Annotated in this window: 12 protein-coding genes and 1 pseudogene; 6 read left to right on the forward strand and 7 right to left on the reverse strand. The window is 67.7% G+C overall.

The window, feature by feature from the left end:
- Both AC1DZQ_RS21305 and lipB read right to left on the reverse strand, forming a co-directional pair.
- Positions 1 to 365, reverse strand: a pseudogene (locus AC1DZQ_RS21305) (lipoyl synthase); the annotation flags it as partial.
- Entirely contained in the window at positions 362 to 1,030 is a 669-nt protein-coding gene (gene lipB / locus AC1DZQ_RS21310; RefSeq protein WP_476965379.1) for a lipoyl(octanoyl) transferase LipB, read from the reverse strand. The gene lipB and the pseudogene AC1DZQ_RS21305, both read right to left, overlap by 4 nt.
- 107 nt (positions 1,031 to 1,137) lie before the next feature.
- On the opposite strand from lipB, the gene AC1DZQ_RS21315 reads away from it, so the two are divergent.
- The 4 genes from AC1DZQ_RS21315 to AC1DZQ_RS21330 all read left to right on the forward strand — a co-directional run bounded on the left by AC1DZQ_RS21315 (position 1,138) and on the right by AC1DZQ_RS21330 (position 6,216).
- Entirely contained in the window at positions 1,138 to 2,754 is a 1,617-nt protein-coding gene (locus AC1DZQ_RS21315; RefSeq protein ID WP_476965380.1) for a serine/threonine protein kinase, read from the forward strand.
- A 226-nt stretch (positions 2,755 to 2,980) separates the two neighbouring features.
- Complete coding sequence (gadC, locus tag AC1DZQ_RS21320; RefSeq protein WP_476965381.1) at positions 2,981 to 4,423, forward strand: glutamate/gamma-aminobutyrate antiporter GadC; 1,443 nt, start codon at positions 2,981 to 2,983, stop codon at positions 4,421 to 4,423.
- Positions 4,420 to 4,866, forward strand: coding sequence for a hypothetical protein (locus AC1DZQ_RS21325; RefSeq protein ID WP_476965382.1), 447 nt, complete (start codon positions 4,420 to 4,422; stop codon positions 4,864 to 4,866). The genes gadC and AC1DZQ_RS21325 overlap by 4 nt, the downstream gene beginning before the upstream one ends.
- Positions 4,867 to 4,869: 3 nt before the next feature.
- The gene (locus tag AC1DZQ_RS21330; RefSeq protein WP_476965383.1) at positions 4,870 to 6,216 is read left to right on the forward strand and encodes a M20/M25/M40 family metallo-hydrolase; all 1,347 of its coding nucleotides are present in this window, start codon (positions 4,870 to 4,872) and stop codon (positions 6,214 to 6,216) included.
- Here the strand turns inward: AC1DZQ_RS21330 and AC1DZQ_RS21335 are convergent.
- Complete coding sequence (locus AC1DZQ_RS21335) at positions 6,213 to 7,106, reverse strand: TIGR01777 family oxidoreductase (RefSeq protein ID WP_476965384.1); 894 nt, start codon at positions 7,104 to 7,106, stop codon at positions 6,213 to 6,215. The genes AC1DZQ_RS21330 and AC1DZQ_RS21335 overlap by 4 nt on opposite strands.
- Positions 7,107 to 7,180: 74 nt before the next feature.
- Here AC1DZQ_RS21335 and AC1DZQ_RS21340 point away from each other — a divergent pair, with 74 nt between their 5' ends.
- On the forward strand, positions 7,181 to 10,774 hold the full coding sequence (locus AC1DZQ_RS21340; protein WP_476965385.1) for a S41 family peptidase: 3,594 nt from the start codon (positions 7,181 to 7,183) through the stop codon (positions 10,772 to 10,774).
- Between the two features lie 114 nt (positions 10,775 to 10,888).
- Here the strand turns inward: AC1DZQ_RS21340 and AC1DZQ_RS21345 are convergent, their stop codons facing one another.
- Positions 10,889 to 11,317 carry an OsmC family protein gene (locus AC1DZQ_RS21345; protein ID WP_476965386.1) on the reverse strand — a complete coding sequence of 143 codons (429 nt, stop codon included), beginning with the start codon at positions 11,315 to 11,317 and terminating at the stop codon, positions 10,889 to 10,891.
- 146 nt (positions 11,318 to 11,463) lie between these two features.
- Between AC1DZQ_RS21345 and AC1DZQ_RS21350 the strand changes: the two genes are divergently transcribed.
- Entirely contained in the window at positions 11,464 to 11,847 is a 384-nt protein-coding gene (locus tag AC1DZQ_RS21350) for a VOC family protein (RefSeq protein WP_476965387.1), read from the forward strand.
- An 89-nt stretch (positions 11,848 to 11,936) separates the two neighbouring features.
- Here AC1DZQ_RS21350 and AC1DZQ_RS21355 read toward each other — a convergent pair whose 3' ends face one another.
- From AC1DZQ_RS21355 to lpdA, 3 genes are all read right to left on the reverse strand, one after another.
- Complete coding sequence (locus AC1DZQ_RS21355; protein ID WP_476965388.1) at positions 11,937 to 12,287, reverse strand: hypothetical protein; 351 nt, start codon at positions 12,285 to 12,287, stop codon at positions 11,937 to 11,939.
- 150 nt (positions 12,288 to 12,437) lie between these two features.
- Positions 12,438 to 14,198 carry a 2-oxoglutarate dehydrogenase, E2 component, dihydrolipoamide succinyltransferase gene (sucB, locus tag AC1DZQ_RS21360; RefSeq protein ID WP_476965389.1) on the reverse strand — a complete coding sequence of 587 codons (1,761 nt, stop codon included), beginning with the start codon at positions 14,196 to 14,198 and terminating at the stop codon, positions 12,438 to 12,440.
- A 115-nt stretch (positions 14,199 to 14,313) separates the two neighbouring features.
- Positions 14,314 to 15,699 carry a dihydrolipoyl dehydrogenase gene (gene lpdA / locus AC1DZQ_RS21365; RefSeq protein ID WP_476965390.1) on the reverse strand — a complete coding sequence of 462 codons (1,386 nt, stop codon included), beginning with the start codon at positions 15,697 to 15,699 and terminating at the stop codon, positions 14,314 to 14,316.
- Between the last annotated feature and the right edge of the window lie 194 nt (positions 15,700 to 15,893).

A 15,893-nucleotide genomic window follows, 5' to 3' on the forward strand; every position in this document is an offset into this window, starting at 1 on the left:
CCGGTCACGGTGGCGTAGCGCAGCTGCATGGCCTGGACCGAGCGGGCCACCTTGGTGGGCTCGAACATGTCCACGGGCGAGGGCTTGCCGGTGTCGATCTGGCAGAAGTCGCAGCGCCGGGTGCATTCGGAGCCGCCGATCAGGAAGGTGGCTTCCTTGTCTTCCCAGCATTCGAAGATGTTCGGGCAGCCGGCCTCTTCACACACGGTGTGGAGGCCTTCCTTCTTGACGAGGTTTTTGAGCTGGACGAACTCGGGGCCCATCTGGACCTTGGCCTTGATCCATTCCGGCTTCCGTTCCACCGGTGTGGCCGCGTTTCGCTGCTCAATGCGCAGCATCTTCCGGCCTTCTGGTGCCAGTGTCACAGTAGAGCTCCTTCTGGGGTTGCAACTAGGGCTTGTTCATTGTTGCGCAGTTCTTCGGTGATCCGCGACACGAGGTCCGCCGGGGTGACGTCCCTGCCTAGTTCCTGGGTGATGGTGGTGACTCCGGCGTCGCTGATCCCGCAGGCAATGATCTGGCCGTAGGGGGCGAGATCGTTGTTGCAGTTGATCGCGAAGCCGTGCATCGTGACGCCCTCGTTGACGCGGATGCCGATGGCCGCGATCTTGCGGTCCGGACCCTTTTCGTCCTGTTCGATCCAGACGCCCGCGCGGCCCTTAATCCGGACGGCGTCGATGCCGTAGTCGGACAGGACGGCGATAATGACCGCTTCCAGCCGCTCCACGTAGTCGCGGATGCCAGCCTTGTTCCGGAGTTTGATGATGGGGTAGCCAATGAGCTGGCCCGGGCCGTGCCAGGTGAGCTTGCCGCCGCGGTCAACCGCGACCACGGGAGTTCCGTCAAAGGGCCGTTCGTGGTCTTCTGTGCGCTTGCCGGCGGTGTAGACCGCGGAGTGTTCGAGCAGCAGTACGGTGCTGGGCGCGGTGCCCGCAAGGACTTTTTCATGCAATTCGCGCTGGAGGTCCCAGCCGCGCGTGTAATCGATGAAGTCCGGGGCGAGGCCCAGCTGTTTGAACTCAAGAGTCATGGCATCAAGCTTAGACCCCGCGGCACCCACGGCCCGTTTGTGTGCTTAAGCTCTCATGCCTGTGGATAACTTCTGCACGATTCCGCGCAATCGACTATTCCTTGGGTATGGAAGATTACCCGCCGGCCGCCGGTGCGGCTCCCGAGGTTTCCGGTTACGACGTCGGACGCCTGCTGGGGCGCGGCGGCAGCGCCACGGTCTGGCTCGCCACCGAAAAGACCACGGGCCGCGAGTTCGCCCTGAAATGCTTCGACGCCGGCCGGACCGCACCGGAGGAAGCCGAAGGGGAGGACGGCATGCGGCGCGAAGTCCGGATCCTCTCCGCCCTGGAACACAGCCACCTGGTCCGCGCGCACGCCGTGGTGCGCCTACAGGCTCACGACGCTGGCGGCGGCGGTCTGGGACTTGTGCTGGACTACGCGCCCGGCGGCTCGCTGGCGACGCTCGTGGGAAGCCGCGGACGCCTGGGTCCCGGTGAAACCGTAACGGTCCTGACTCCCATCGCGCAGGCCCTGGCATACCTCCACGGCCAAGGATTCACCCATAGTGACGTGGCCCCCGGCAACGTGCTCTTTACGGCCGACGGCAAACCGTTGCTGGCCGATCTCGGCGTCGCGCGCATGGTGGCCGACGCCACACCGGTCGCGGAAGCCGGCACAGCAGGATTCCGCGATCCCGCCCCCGTGGACGCTGTGCGGGCCGGACTTCAGCCCGAACGCGACATTTACTCCCTGGCAGCCCTGGGCTGGTATTGCCTCACCGGACGGGCTCCGGAGCCGGGGGCGGAACGTCCACCGCTGAGCCTGCTGGCGCCGGAGGTTCCTGCAACGTTGGTGGCGGCCCTCGAAGCGGGGCTTGGTGGGGAGCGGCGGCAGCGTCCCCCGGCTGCGGACTTTGCCGCAATGGTCTACCGCAGCGCCCGGGCGGAGCCCGTCGACCTGTCCGTCTCCGTGCACCCCACGGTCATCCCCCAGCTGCTCACACGCAGGGCCGTGCAGTCCGGTCCTGGCCGGCGCTCAGGCACTGTCCGGGCGGCCGGCCTCCACCGCGGATTCCGAGGGACCCCCGCGCGGCGGGCCCTGCCGCTCGGTCTCGCAGCTGCGGCCCTGCTGGCTGGCACCTGGCTGCTGGCCGGCGGCGGGCCGGCCTCCGACGCCGTTCCCGGGCTGTTTCCGTGGTTCGGCCCGGGCGAGGGTGTGCCGGTGCAGGCAGGAGTTGCCGCGGGTCAGGAGAGGCAGGCGGCACCGTCGGAGGGCGCTGCGGGCGAATCGCCGCCCTCCACGGACGGCAGCGGGGCCACCGCCATCCTTCCCGATCTTGAGGCACTCCTGGCCTCAGCCGACCCTGCGGAGGCAGTCCGCGGCCTGGCCCGGCTCCGTTCGCTCGCACTCAGCTCCGGCGACTTCAGCCTGCTCGATGCCGTCAACGCCCCGGAGTCGGCCGCCGCCGCCTCGGACGGGCGGATCAGAGCTCAGCTCGGCGCCTCCGGGCATGTCCTCGCCGGATTCTCGACCTCCCTGACCCGGATCGCAACCACCGCGGACAGCAGCCCCGCCCGGGCCGTAGTGGCCATCACAACCGAGCCGTCCGCGTACCGGGAAGTCGATGGGAACGGCGCCTTGGTGGCTGAAGTTCCCGGAGGCTCCGCGCAGCAGCTTCACCTCGTCCTGGTGCCCGTCGATGGGCGTTGGCGGATCCAGGACGTTCTACCCCCGGGGCCTTGAACCTGGAAACGCACCCGAAGCCATGCAAATTATCACCCCGGCGACCCGGCGTACAGAGGAGATGGGAACTATTCCCGGCAAGTTCTAAGGTCCATGCTGTAGGCACCGAGCACTTTGTGTGATAAGGGGGCAGTGGCATGTTCAAACCGTCGACTACTCGCCCCAGGCGGTTTATCCCCGTCTGGCCCGTGGCACAGACCACGGTGCACCCAAGGGTGTGGATTACGTGAGCGAACAGGCATTGAGCCGGCCGAAGGCGCCTCCGGCCGTGTGGATCTCCTGGGTGGCTCTGGCGCTGATGACCACGAGTTCGGTGGCCAGTCTCCGTGCGGCCCCGACCATGGCCGTCTACGGCCTCGCTTCAGTCTTCCTCTACATCGTTCCCGCGATCGTCTTCCTCCTGCCGACTTCCCTCGTGTCCGCTGAACTGGCTTCAGGATGGAAGGGTGGCGTCTACAACTGGGTATCGTCCGGAATCTCCAAACCGATGGGCTTCCTGGCGGTGTGGTGCCAGTTCGCGATGACGATTTTCTACTATCCGACCCTGCTGGGGTTCGTCGCGAGCACGCTCGCCTACGTCTTCAACCCGGCGCTGGCCAGCAGCGGCGTGTGGACGGCCTCGGTGATCGTGGTGTTCTACTGGGCGGGCGTGTATGTCTCATCCCGCGGCACGAAGGGTGTGGCAGGCTTGGCCAGCGGTGGCCTGATCATCGGCACGCTGATCCCGGGCGCCCTGCTCGTCATCCTGGGTCTAGTCTTCCTTGGCGAGGGCAATCCGTCCGCCGCTCCGATGACCGCGGCAAACTTCTTCCCCGAGTGGGCCGGGCTGGCCAGCCTGGTGCTGATCGTGAACAACTTCCTGTCCTACAGCGGCATGGAGATGAATGCGGTGCACGTGTCCTCCCTGAAGGACCCGCCCAAGGAGTACCCGAAGTCGATGTTCCTGGCGATGGGACTCGTACTGATGATCTTCATCCTGCCGGCGCTGGCGATCAGCTGGATCGTCCCGGCCGATGAGCTCTCCCTTACAGCGGGTGTCATRCAGGCCTTCGACGCGGTGCTGGCGTCCTTCAACCTGCAAGGCCTCACGCCGATCCTCGGCATCATGCTGGTTGCTGCCTCCCTCGGCGGCATGCTGACGTGGCTGGCCGGTCCGTCCAAGGGCCTGCTGCTGATCTCGCGTCAGGAAGGCTATCTCCCGCCGTTCCTGCAAAAGCTGAACAAGAACGGCATCCAGCAGAACCTCCTGGTGGTCCAGGGGCTCGTCACCACCGTGATCGCGCTCGGCTACGCGCTGATCCCGGATGTCTCCAGCGCCTACTGGATTTTCTCGGTGATCACCACGCAGGTGTATCTGATCATGTACCTGCTGATGTTCGTGGCCGCGGTCCGGCTCCGCCGCAACGACCCGGACCACCCGCGTGGCTACCGGGCGCCGATGCTGATCGGGCTGTGCGGCGTCGGATTCGCGGCCTCCCTGGCCGCACTGCTTGTCGGGTTCGTCCCGCCGTCGCAGTTCGGCAACGGCGATCCGCTCGTCTATTTCCTGATCGTCGGCGGCGGCGCACTGGGGCTCGGCCTGCTCGTGCCGTTCCTCTTCTACAGGTTCCGCAAGCCCTCCTGGAAGCTGCCCGCCCAAGAAGCGCAGACGGAGGTCCCGGAGTCATGAGCACGCGTCAGGAGTCCTCGACCAAGCGCAGCCGCACGGTCATCTACATCGTTGCCATGGTCCTGCTCGTGGTGTTCGCCGTCGTCGCACTGCTGAACTTCAAGTCGGCGAGGGAGACCCAACAATCCCTGGCGAAGGCCGACCAGCTGATAGCGGAGATCGAATCAGCCGGCGGGACGGCACCCTCGCGCGAGCAGATAGCCCGGGTGCTCGGCGACGACGGCGGCGCGGTGTGCGCGAATCCGAACGACGCCCTGAGCCGGGCCACGTTCCAGAGCCAGCTGACGAACGGGGCGACCGGACCTGGAAACAGGCCGGTGATCGCGAACGCCCGGATCGCCGAGGGCGAGCTCGCAATTATCAAGATCTACTGCCCGGACCAGCTCGCTGAATTCCAGCAGTTCATCGACGACCTCAAGACCACAAACACGGGCGGTGCGTGAGCCGTGGACCTGCGCGCCCGCATCACGGATCTGATGATTCCGGCACGGGAGGAACTCGCCGAGTTCGTGGCCATCAGGTCGGTGGCGGATGCGCGGCAGTTCCCCCCGGAGGAGTGCGCCAAGGCCGCCCAGTGGGTGCTGGACAAGTTCGCCGGCCTCGGATTTTCCGACGTGCACCGCGCGCGGACCCCGGACGGCTCCGATGCGGTGGTCGGTTCCAGGCCGGGATCCAATCCCTACGCGCCGACCGTACTCCTCTACGCGCACTACGATGTGCAGCCGCCCCTCGATGATTCGGCATGGCGGACCCCGCCCTTCGAACTCACTGAAGTGGGCGGGCGCTGGTACGGCCGGGGCGCCGCCGACTGCAAGGGCAACATCGTTGCCCATCTGCTCGCACTCAGGGCGCTTGGCAACGACGTACCAGTGAACCTGAAGCTGGTGGTCGAAGGGTCGGAGGAACAGGGCACCGGTGGGCTCGAGGCGTTCGTCGAGAGCCACCATGACCTGCTCCGCGCCGACGCCATCCTGGTCTGCGATACCGGCAACGCCGCAGTGGGACACCCCGCGGCGACCGTGACCCTGCGGGGGATGGTCAATGTCGTGGTGACCGTGGAAGCGATGGCGTCAGAACTCCACTCCGGCATGTTCGGCGGTGCAGTCCCCGACGCGCTGGCCGGATTGATCGCCATGCTGGCATCACTGCGCGACCAGCAAGGCAACACCACGGTCACGGGATTGGACAACGCCCAGACCTGGACCGGAGCGCCCTATCCGCCCGAGCAGTTCCGCGCCGACGCCGGAGTCCTTGAGGGGGTCTCGTTGTTGGGGGACGGAAGCGTGTCCGACATGCTCTGGGCGCGGCCGGCCATCACCGTGCTCGGCATCGACTGCCCGCCGGTAACCGGCTCGACGGCGTCGATCGTGCCACGGGCGTCCGCGCGGCTAAACCTGCGCGTCCCGCCAGGCATGGCGGCCGCGGAGGCCCACGCGGCGTTGGTTGACCACCTCAACGCCGCCGCACCCTGGGGTGTCCACGTCACGGTGGACCTAGAGGCGATCGGGGCACCATTCCAGGCGGCAGTCGGCGGCCCGGCCTTTGAGGCCATGAGTGCCGCGATGTCCGAGGCCTACGGAAGGCCGATGGTAACCCTTGGGCAAGGCGGATCGATTCCACTCTGTAACGTGCTCGCCGACACCTACCCGGACGCGGAGATCATCCTATTGGGGGTCGAGGAACCGCTCGCACTCATCCACGCGCCGAACGAGAGCGTCGATCCGGGGGAGATCAGAGCATTGGCCGAGTCCCTGGCGCTCTTCCTCCAGAGGTATCCCGTTTTGCGCGGCTAGCCGCGCCCAGCCACCCAGGCGGCGGCCTCGTCGAGGGACGGGTGCTGCCAGGCGAAGCTGTTGTCCGCCAGGACGGCCGGCTCCAGCCGCTGGCTCGCGAGCAGCAGTTCTTCGGCGAGCTCGCCCATCACCAGCCGCAGCACCGGAGCGGGTACCCGCAGCGCCGCCGGCCGGTGCAGCGCCCCGGCGAGCTGGGCGATCAGGGAGTTCACGTCTGCGGTTTCGGGAGCGCAGACGTTGACCGGCCCGGACACGGGCGCCGAGAGAAGGAAGGAAAAGGCGGCGGCCACATCCGGCAAAGTGATCCACGGCCAGAACTGCCGCCCGTTGCCGAGCGGGCCGCCGACGCCCAGGCGCAGCAGCGGCAACAACCGGCCCAGTGCGCCGCCGGAGCGGCTCAGGACGACGCCGGTGCGGGGCGTGACCACCCGGACCCCGGCAGGCGCCTCATGCGCCGCGGCCTCCCAGTCGACGCAGATCCGGGACAGGGTGCCGGTGCCGGCCGGAGCGTTCTCGCGAAGCAGCGCCGCACCGGCGTTGCCGTAGTAACCGGAGGCCGACTGGCTCAGGAACACCGCGGGCGGCGAGTCGGTGCGCGCCATGGCGGCGGCGAGGGTCCGGGTAGCCCCCAGCCGGGAGGCGCGGAGTTCTTTGACACGTGCCCGGGTCCACGGCCGGTCGCCGATTCCGGCGCCGGAGAGGTTAACCACCGCGTCCGCGCCCTTCAGCGCGGTGTCGTCGATCCGGCCGGCGGCCGGGTCCCACTGGAACTCGGCTGGGGACGCGGGGGCACGCCTGACCAGGGCGACGACGTCGTGCCCTTCGCTGCGCAGTGCGCCCGAAAGGGCGGTTCCGATCAGCCCGGAGGCCCCGGCAATAAGGATTCGCATGATCCATCTCACCATGCCCGGCACGGCCGCGAAACCTCCCGGGCCGTAGGGGCCGTTGTGGCTATGATCGAACGATGACCCCCTCGAGTTACTTCCGTTTCCCGCATCTGCACGGCGATCTGGTCACCTTTGTGGCCGAGGACGACGTCTGGATTGCACCCGTGGGCGGAGGCCGTGCCTGGCGCGTGTCCTCCCTGCAATTGCCGGCCCGCAACCCCCGTTTCACCCCCGACGGCAAGCGCCTGGTCTGGACCGTCGTCCAAGGCACGGCCCCGGAAGTCGTCACGGCCAACGTCGACGGCGGCGGCTACAGCCAGCTGAGCTACTTCGGCCACAGTTCCACCCGGGTCAAGGGCTTTACGCCCGACGGCGACGTCCTGGTCACCAGCGCGTTCCGCCAGTCCGACAGCCGGCACACCCACGCCTACAGCCTCCCCGTGTCCGGCGGCTGGGCGCAGGAACTCCTGTTCGGCCCGGTCGAGTCGGTGGCCTTCGGCCCCGTCGTCGGCGACGAACGCCCCGTGGTACTCGCTAGCGTCCTCTCGCGTGAGCCCGCCTGGTGGAAGCGCTACCGCGGCGGCGCCGCCGGCAAGCTGTGGATCGACGCCGACGGAAACGGCGAATTCGTCCGGCTCGCCGCCGCGCTGGACGGAAACCTCACGGATCCCCTGTGGGTCAAGGGACGGATCGCGTTCCTGTCCGACCACGAAGGCTACGGAAACCTCTACTCCGTGCTGCCCAACGGCAGCGACCTGCGGCGCCACACGGACCACGAGGACTTCTACGTCCGCCACGCCGCCACCGACGGGGAACGCGTCATCTTCGAATCGGCCGGCGAGCTCTGGCTGCTGCCCAGCCTCGACGCCGAGGCCGTCAAACTCGACATCTCGCTGGGCTCCGCCTCGCAAGCGCGCCGCCCCGCCCAGCTGTTGCCCTCGAAGCACCTTGGCGACGTCGTACCGGACCGCACGGGTGCGTCCAGTGCCGTCGAATCCCACGGAACCGTCCACTGGCTGCGGCACAAGGACGGCCCTTCCCGCGTCCTGGAAGCCACGCCGGGCGTCCGGGCACGGCTGCCCCGACCCTTCGGCGAGGGCCGGATCGCCTATGTCGCCGACCACGACGGCGTCGAGGCCCTGTACCTGAAAGCCATCGTAGCGCCCCTGGCCGGCGCGACTGCGGCAGCCTCGAAGGCGCCGCAACCGGCCGTGCGGGACACTTCTCAGTCCACTTCTCAGTCCACCGCGCCGTCCGAGGACGCCGGTATGCAGTTGCCGAAGCCGGTGTCCGCAGCCGCGCTGACCGGCGCAGGATCAGCCAGTTCCGTGTCCAGCCCGGTCACCGCAGTCCCGGCCGCGGCTAGTATAGACGGCTCCGGCTCCAGCCCCATCTCCGGCTCCCAGCCCGGCCCCGCCGGCGTGGGCACTGCCGTGGACGCGGTTCCTGCCGCCAGCGGGATCACACGGATCGACTTCCCCAAGCCCAGCCGGGCCAGCGCCATCGAAGCCAGCCCGGACGGGCGCTGGCTCGCCGTCGGCACGTCCTTCGGTGACATCTACCTTGCCGACACACGCACGGGCACCATTTCGCAGCTGAGCAGCATCGGCGAGGGCAGCATCGAGGGATTCACCTGGTCCCCGGACTCCGCCTGGCTCGGCTGGTCCGAGCCGGTCACCTCCTTCGGTTCCCGCAGCCGGCTCCGGATCACCAGAATCGACGGCAGCACCGGCGCGGCGATCATTGATGTCACCGACGGCCGGTTCCGCGACGAGTCACCGTCGTTCACCCCGGATGGCAAATACCTCGCCTTCCTCTCCAACCGCAGTTTCGATCCGGTCTACGACGGCCACTCCTTCGATCTGTCCTTCCCGAGCCCGATCAAGCCGTACCTCGTCGCCCTCGCCGCTGACACCCCGTCGCCCTTCGGCCCGAGCGTCGACCTCCAGTTCGACGCTGATGCCGACGCTGCCGCAGCAGGTGCCGCCGGAACAGACGGTGCTGCGCCCGGCTCACAGTCAGCAACCAAACCCGTCCCTTCCGTGCGGGTCGACGCCGACGGCCTGGCCCACCGCGTCATCGGGGTCCCGGTGCCGCAGGGCAACTACGCCGCACTCACCGCCGTCGCCGGCGCCCTGCTCTGGCTGGACAATGAGCTCGCCGGCACCACCGGAGAGGGCCGCGCGAGCCTCGAGGACAAGAGCGTGGCCCCGAGCCTGGTCCGCTATGACCTGGCCAGGCGCCGCACTGCCACGATCGTGGAGGCCCTGGACAGCTACAGGCTCTCCGGCGACGGCGAAAAGGTCGTGTTCATCCAGGACAAGCAGATCCGCGTTGCGCCCGCCGGCGCCAAGGCCGACGAGGACTCCGGCCAGCTCGTCAAGGTGGACCTTGGCCGCATCCGGGTGCAGCTGGACCCGCTCAGCGTGTGGGGCCAGGCCTTTGACGAGGCATGGCGGCTACAGCGCGATTTCTTCTGGACCGAGGACATGGCCGGCCAGGACTGGGAGTCCGTCCACGCCCGCTATCGTCCGGTGGTGGAACGCCTCGGCTCCCACGACGACCTTGTGGACCTGTTGTGGGAGCTGCACGGCGAGCTCGGCACGTCCCACGCCTACGTCCGCCCGGTGGCAGCTGCCGAGAACGGCAGCAGCCCGCAGGGCCGCCTCGGCGCGGATCTGGCGTTCACCGGCGAAGGCTGGGAAATCACCCGCATCCTCGCGGGGGAGTCCTCGGACCCGCTGGCCACCTCGCCGCTGACCCGGCCCGGCGCCGACGCCAAGCCGGGCGATGTCCTGCTGGCGATCGACGGTGTCGAACTGACGCAAACGCGGACCCCGGCCGTGCAGCTCGTCGGTGCGGCCGGCCGCGCGGTGGAACTCACCCTGCGCAACGGCGCCGGCCACGGCGCGGCCGCGGGCGCCCAGCGCCGCGTGGCCGTTGTCCCGGTCAAGGACGAGGAGCGCCTGCGCTACCAGGAGTGGGTCGCCGGCAACCGGCGGACCGTCCGGGAAGCCTCGAACGGGACGTTCGGCTACCTGCACATCCCGGACATGATGGCCAACGGCTGGGCCCAGCTGCACCGGGACCTCGATACCGAAACGGCCCTGGACGGACTGATCGTCGATGTCCGGCGCAACCGCGGCGGCCACACCTCCCAGCTGGTGGCCGAGCTCATCGGGCGCAAAGTCACCGGCTGGAGCATGCCCCGCGGGGAAAAGCCGCGGACGTACCCGCACCACGCTCCCCGTGGGCCGGTCATCATCCTCACGGATGAGTTCGCCGGCTCCGATGGCGACATCATTACGCAGGTCTCCAAGCTGCGGGGGATCGGGCCCGTCATTGGCACCCGCACCTGGGGCGGCGTCGTCGGGATCGACAACCGCTTCGCGCTGGCGGACGGCACCGGCGTCACCCAGCCGCGCTACGCCACCTGGTTCGCCGGTGGCGTCGGCTGGGGCGTGGAAAACTTCGGCGTCACCCCGGATATCGAGGTGACCTTCCCGCCGCACGCCTACGCCGCAGGCACCGACCCGCAGCTGGAGTACGGAATCGGGGCGCTGAAGGAAATGATCCAGGAACTGCCCACGGACCGTCCGCCGCTGCGCGAGGGTTACCGCAGGGTCCGGCCCGCACCGCTGCCTGCGCGCCAGCAGGCCGGCCAGGCCTAGGCGGTCCCGCCCGACGGCGAGGGACCAATGGCGAAGGCCCCCGCCCTGGACGTTCCAGGGCGGGGGCCTTTGCTCTACCGGCCTTGTACTGCGGGCCGTGAACCGCGGCGGGGGCTAGGAGGCCAGAGTGGCGTCCAGGGTGATCTTGATGCCGGTCAGGGCGGCGGAGACGGGGCAGCCCACCTTGGCTTCCTCAGCGATGCGCTGGAATTCGTCTTCGGAGATTCCCGGGATCCGCGCGCTGACGGTCAGGTGGCTGTCCGTGATGCCTGTGCCGGGCACGAAGGTGACATCTGCCTTGGTGTTGACTTCCTCGGGGGTGTGGCCGGCCTGCGCGACGGCCAGGCTGAAGGCCATGGAGTAACAGGCTGAGTGCGCCGCAGCGATGAGCTCTTCGGGGCTGGTCTTGCCCTCGGAGGCCTCGGCGCGCGCCTTCCAGGTGACATCGAAGTTACCCAGTCCGGAGCTGTCCAACGTTGTGTTGCCGGCGCCCGTCATCAGATCGCCATTCCATACAGTATGTGCGGTGCGTGTTGCTGCCATGTCCACTCCTCGTCGTTGTGAATCCGCGACCCGGCGAAGCGCCGGACCGTGCCGTGTCCAATCCTAGGGATTCGTCGCCGCCCGCGCACGGGTTGTCCGCTGTTAGAGGATTGTGACCCGTGCAGTGTCGTCCGTACAGTGGCGTCATGGAAATTACCGAAGATGCGCAAGCGCCTGCGGCGCCGTCGGCACGCATCGCCACGATCATGGTCAACGCCGTCGACGCCGAGCGCCTGGCGCTGTTCTGGGCCGCCCTGCTGGGTACGGCGGTCTCCTCGCGCTTCGAACAGTTCGTCTGGCTGGAGCCCGCCGGCCCCGGAGCCCCGCAGTTGGCCTTTCAACAGGTCCAGGAGCCCACGTTGGGCAGGCGACGCCTGCACCTGGACATCCATGCGTCCGACCCTGCGGCGTTGCGCGCCCAGGCCGAATTCCTTGGTGCCGGTTTCGTGGAAGGCAATGACATTGGTGACTTCCACTGGGATGTCATGCAGGATCCCGAGGGCAACGAATTCTGCATCGCCGGCGATTGACGGTCCGGCACAACAGCGGCGGCTTAACGACGACGGCGCCGCGCCCCCGGTGGGGGAGCGGCGCCGTCGTGGCCGGTGCAGTCAGTTTGCTACTGCCACAGGGTCGCGATCGCAACGTTGAGCAGTGCCAGGCCGCCAACGCTGTTGGCGAGGCCCTTGCTGATCGGCTCGCCCTTCTTGTACTTGCGGCGGCCAAGGAAGGCGAGGACGCCGACGATCAGGGCGATGACGAGCTTGACGCCGAGCTTGACGTAGTTGGCGTTCATGTCCAGGGCAGGGATCAGTCCCACCATAATGATGCCCGTGATCAGCTGCAGCATCGCGCCGTCGAACTGGCGCGGGTGGACGGTGGGCTTTTTCATCTGGCCGATCCAGATGCCGACAATCATGGCGGCGCCGATGATGTGCAGGAAGACCATGACGTTATAGACGATGTTCATGGCATCAGTGTAGCCAGAGTCTTCTACGCACTGTAGTAGGACCCGCCGCGGCCTTCGGGACGGAACAGCAAAACGGCGGCGGCGGCACGGGCACCCGGTAGTTTCCCACCGGAGCCCGCACCGCCGTCGCCGTCGGTGTGCTTTTAGACCCTAGAGCCCGAGGTCGGCTTCGAAGGCGCCTTCCTCAAGGCGTGCCTTCAGCGTCTGCAGGAAGCGTCCCGCGTCGGCGCCGTCGACCAGGCGGTGGTCGTACGTCAGGGAGAGGTACATCATCGAACGGATGGCCAGCGAGTCATCGCCGTTCTCGTCGGCGACCACTACGGCCCGCTTGACGATCGCACCGGTGCCGAGGATGGCAACCTGCGGCTGGTTGATGATCGGGGTGTCGAACAGGGCGCCCACCGAACCGATGTTGGTGATGCTGAAGGTTCCGCCGGAGAGCTCGTCCGGGCCGATCTTGCCGTTGCGGGTGCGGTCGGCGACGTCGGCGATCTTGCCGGCCAGGCCGGCCAGGTTCAGGTTGCCGGCGTCCGAGATGACCGGAACCAGCAGGCCCTTGTCGGTGTCCACCGCGATCGCCAGGTGCTCGGCGTTGTGGTAGGTGATCTCCTGCTTGTCCTCGTCGTAGGAGGCGTTGACCTTCGGGTGCTGCTTCAGGGCCTCGGCGACAGCCTTGGCGATGAAGGGCAGGAAGGTCAGCTTGGAGCCGTTCTGGGCCTGGAAGGAGTTCTTCGCCTTGGCGCGCAGCTTGGCCACCTTGGTCATGTCGACCTCGTGGACCTGGGTCAGCTGGGTGGAGATGTCCAGCGACTCGCGCATGCGGCGGGCGATGACCTGGCGGATGCGCGGGGCCTTCTGCACGGTGCCGCGCAGCGAGGACACTGCACCTGAGGCCGGCGCAGATGCGGCGGGGGCCGCAGTGGTTGCCGCCGGTGCGGAAGCGGCCGGTGCGGCCTTCGCCTCGGCAGCTGCCAGCACGTCCTGCTTGCGGATGCGGCCGCCGACGCCGGTGCCGGTCAGGGCCGCGATGTCGACACCCTGCTGGTTGGCCAGCTTGCGGACCAGGGGAGTGACGTAGCCGGACTCTGCCGGTGCGGCAGCTTCCGCGCTAGCCGGTGCGGAAGCGGCCGGAGCAGCCGGGGCTGCGGGAGCTTCCTGCTTGGGTGCTTCCTGCTTGGGTGCTTCCGGAGCCGGAGCCGGAGCCGGAGCCGGAGCTGCTGCCGGTGCGGCCGGAGCTTCCTGCTTGGGGGCTTCCGGGGCCGGGGCAGGTGCCGCGGCGGGTGCCGGTGCGGCAGGTGCTGCGGCGCCGGAGCCGATGACGGCCAGGACGGAACCGACCTCGGCCGTCTCGTCCTCGTTGACGCGGATCTCCAGGAGGGTTCCGGCAACCGGGGACGGGATTTCGGTGTCGACCTTGTCGGTGGAGACCTCGAGCAGCGGCTCGTCGACCTCTACGGTGTCGCCGACGCTCTTCAGCCAGCGGGTAACAGTGCCTTCGGTGACGCTTTCACCCAGGGCCGGCAGAGTGACGTCGTGCCCTTCGCCTGCGGGGGCGGCGGGAGCCTCGGCAGCGGGGGCCTCGGAGGCCGGAGCCTCCGCGGGGGCCTCTTCTGCGGCCGGGGCCTCTTCGGCAGGTGCGGCGGCAGGAGCCTCGGCAGCGGCCGGGGCGGCGTCGCCGGAGCCGATGCGGACCAGCGGGGCGCCAACTTCAGCGGTCTCGTCCTCGGCGACGAGGATTTCCTCGATCACGCCGGCGATCGGAGAGGGGATCTCGGTGTCTACTTTGTCGGTGGAGACTTCGAGCAGCGGCTCGTCCACCTCTACCCGGTCACCGACCTGCTTGAGCCAGCGGGTGACGGTTCCTTCGGTGACGCTCTCACCGAGGGCGGGCAAGTTAACGGATTCAGACATGTCGTCCCCGTTCTCCTTATTGATCTTTAGTGCGGATGATTGCTGCCTTGTTTGAGCTTAGTGCACCCGGCATTTCGGGCCGGGTGCACCAAGCTCTGTTCTCTTGCGGAGTTGCCTAGCCGTGGAGGGGCTTGCCCGCCAGCGCCAGATGCGCCTCGCCCAGGGATTCGTTCTGGGTGGGGTGGGCGTGGACCAGCTGGGCCACGTCCTCCGGGTAGGCTTCCCAGTTCACGATCAGCGCGGCCTCACCGATCTGCTCGCCCATGCGGGCGCCGATCATGTGGACGCCGACCACGGGGCCGTCCTTCTGGCGGACCAGCTTGACCAGGCCGCTGGTGCCCAGGATGGAGCTCTTGCCGTTGCCGGCCAGGTTGTATTCCTGGGTCTGGATCTGGTCCTCGCCGAACTTCTCCTTGGCGGCCTTCTCGCTGTAGCCGACGGTGGCGATCTCGGGGTCGGAGTAGGTGACCTTGGGGATGTTGACGTCTTCGACGATGACCGGCTTGAGGCCGGCGATCTCTTCGGCGACGAAGATGCCCTGCTGGTAGCCGCGGTGCGCGAGCTGCACGCCGGGGACGATGTCGCCGACGGCGAAGATGTTGCCGACGCCGGTGTGGAGGCGCTCGTTGGTGATGACGAAGCCGCGGTCGATGGTGATGCCGGCCTCTTCGTAGCCGAGGTTCGCCGTGACAGGGCCGCGGCCGACAGCTACGAGCAGGAGGTCGGCTTCGAAGGTCTTGCCGTCTACGAGGGTGACCTTGACGCCGTCGTCGTTCTGCTCGACGCCCTGGAAGAAGACACCGGTGGAGAACTTGATGCCGCGCTTCTTGAAGGCGCGCTCAAAGGCCTTGACGATCGCGGCGTCCTCATTCGGAACCAGCGACGGGAGGCCTTCGACGATCGTGACGTCGACGCCGAAGGACTTCCAGACCGAAGCGAACTCGACGCCGATCACGCCGCCGCCCAGGATGATCGCGCTCTTGGGGATGTAATCCATGGTGAGGGCTTCGTCGGAGGTGATGACTTTGCCGCCGATTTCCAGGCCCGGCAGGGTGCGGGAGTAGGAGCCGGTCGCGAGGACAATGTTCTTGCCCTTGTACGCGGTGCCGTTCACGACGACGGTGTCGGTGCCCTGAAGCTTGCCTTCACCCTCAATGACGGTGATGCCCTTCTTGCCCTTGATCAGGCCCTGCAGGCCCTTGAACTTACCGGCAATGATGCCGTCCTTGTAAGCGTTGACAGCGTTGATGTCGATGCTGTCAAGAGTCACGTTGACGCCGTACTTGGCCGAGTCGCGGGCGTGGTCGGCCAGCTCTGCCGAGTGCAGCAGGGCCTTGGTGGGGATACAGCCGTTGTGGAGGCACGTGCCGCCGAGCTTGCCTTTTTCGATGAGGCCGACGGTGAGGCCAAGCTGGACAGCACGCAGTGCGGTGGCGTAGCCGCCGCTGCCGCCGCCGAGTACCAGGATGTCGAATTCTTGCGCAGTTGCCTGATCGGCCACTAAAACGCTCCCTCGCGTGAACGATGACACGAGAGTACGCATCATCTGGTCTTGGAACCTGCCTGCTGTGATTGTGCCAGCCGGCCGGTTCCCTTTCATTTGTGACTACTACATTTGGGTCTGCTTCTGGGAAACAAGGTTTACCTTAGCGAACCACTAATACATGCTCCACCTTGTTATGGCGTTTGTGGAGC

Source organism: Arthrobacter sp. P1_C12_2, assembly GCF_056406415.1.

Coding starts and splice junctions, on each gene's coding strand:
- lipB (WP_476965379.1), bottom strand. CDS start 1,030: ATGACTCTTGAGTTCAAACAGCTGGGCCTCGCCCCGGACTTCATCGAT.
- AC1DZQ_RS21350 (WP_476965387.1), top strand. CDS start 11,464: ATGGAAATTACCGAAGATGCGCAAGCGCCTGCGGCGCCGTCGGCACGC.
- AC1DZQ_RS21355 (WP_476965388.1), bottom strand. CDS start 12,287: ATGAACATCGTCTATAACGTCATGGTCTTCCTGCACATCATCGGCGCC.
- AC1DZQ_RS21345 (WP_476965386.1), bottom strand. CDS start 11,317: ATGGCAGCAACACGCACCGCACATACTGTATGGAATGGCGATCTGATG.
- AC1DZQ_RS21340 (WP_476965385.1), top strand. CDS start 7,181: ATGACCCCCTCGAGTTACTTCCGTTTCCCGCATCTGCACGGCGATCTG.
- AC1DZQ_RS21325 (WP_476965382.1), top strand. CDS start 4,420: ATGAGCACGCGTCAGGAGTCCTCGACCAAGCGCAGCCGCACGGTCATC.
- sucB (WP_476965389.1), bottom strand. CDS start 14,198: ATGTCTGAATCCGTTAACTTGCCCGCCCTCGGTGAGAGCGTCACCGAA.
- AC1DZQ_RS21335 (WP_476965384.1), bottom strand. CDS start 7,106: ATGCGAATCCTTATTGCCGGGGCCTCCGGGCTGATCGGAACCGCCCTT.
- AC1DZQ_RS21315 (WP_476965380.1), top strand. CDS start 1,138: ATGGAAGATTACCCGCCGGCCGCCGGTGCGGCTCCCGAGGTTTCCGGT.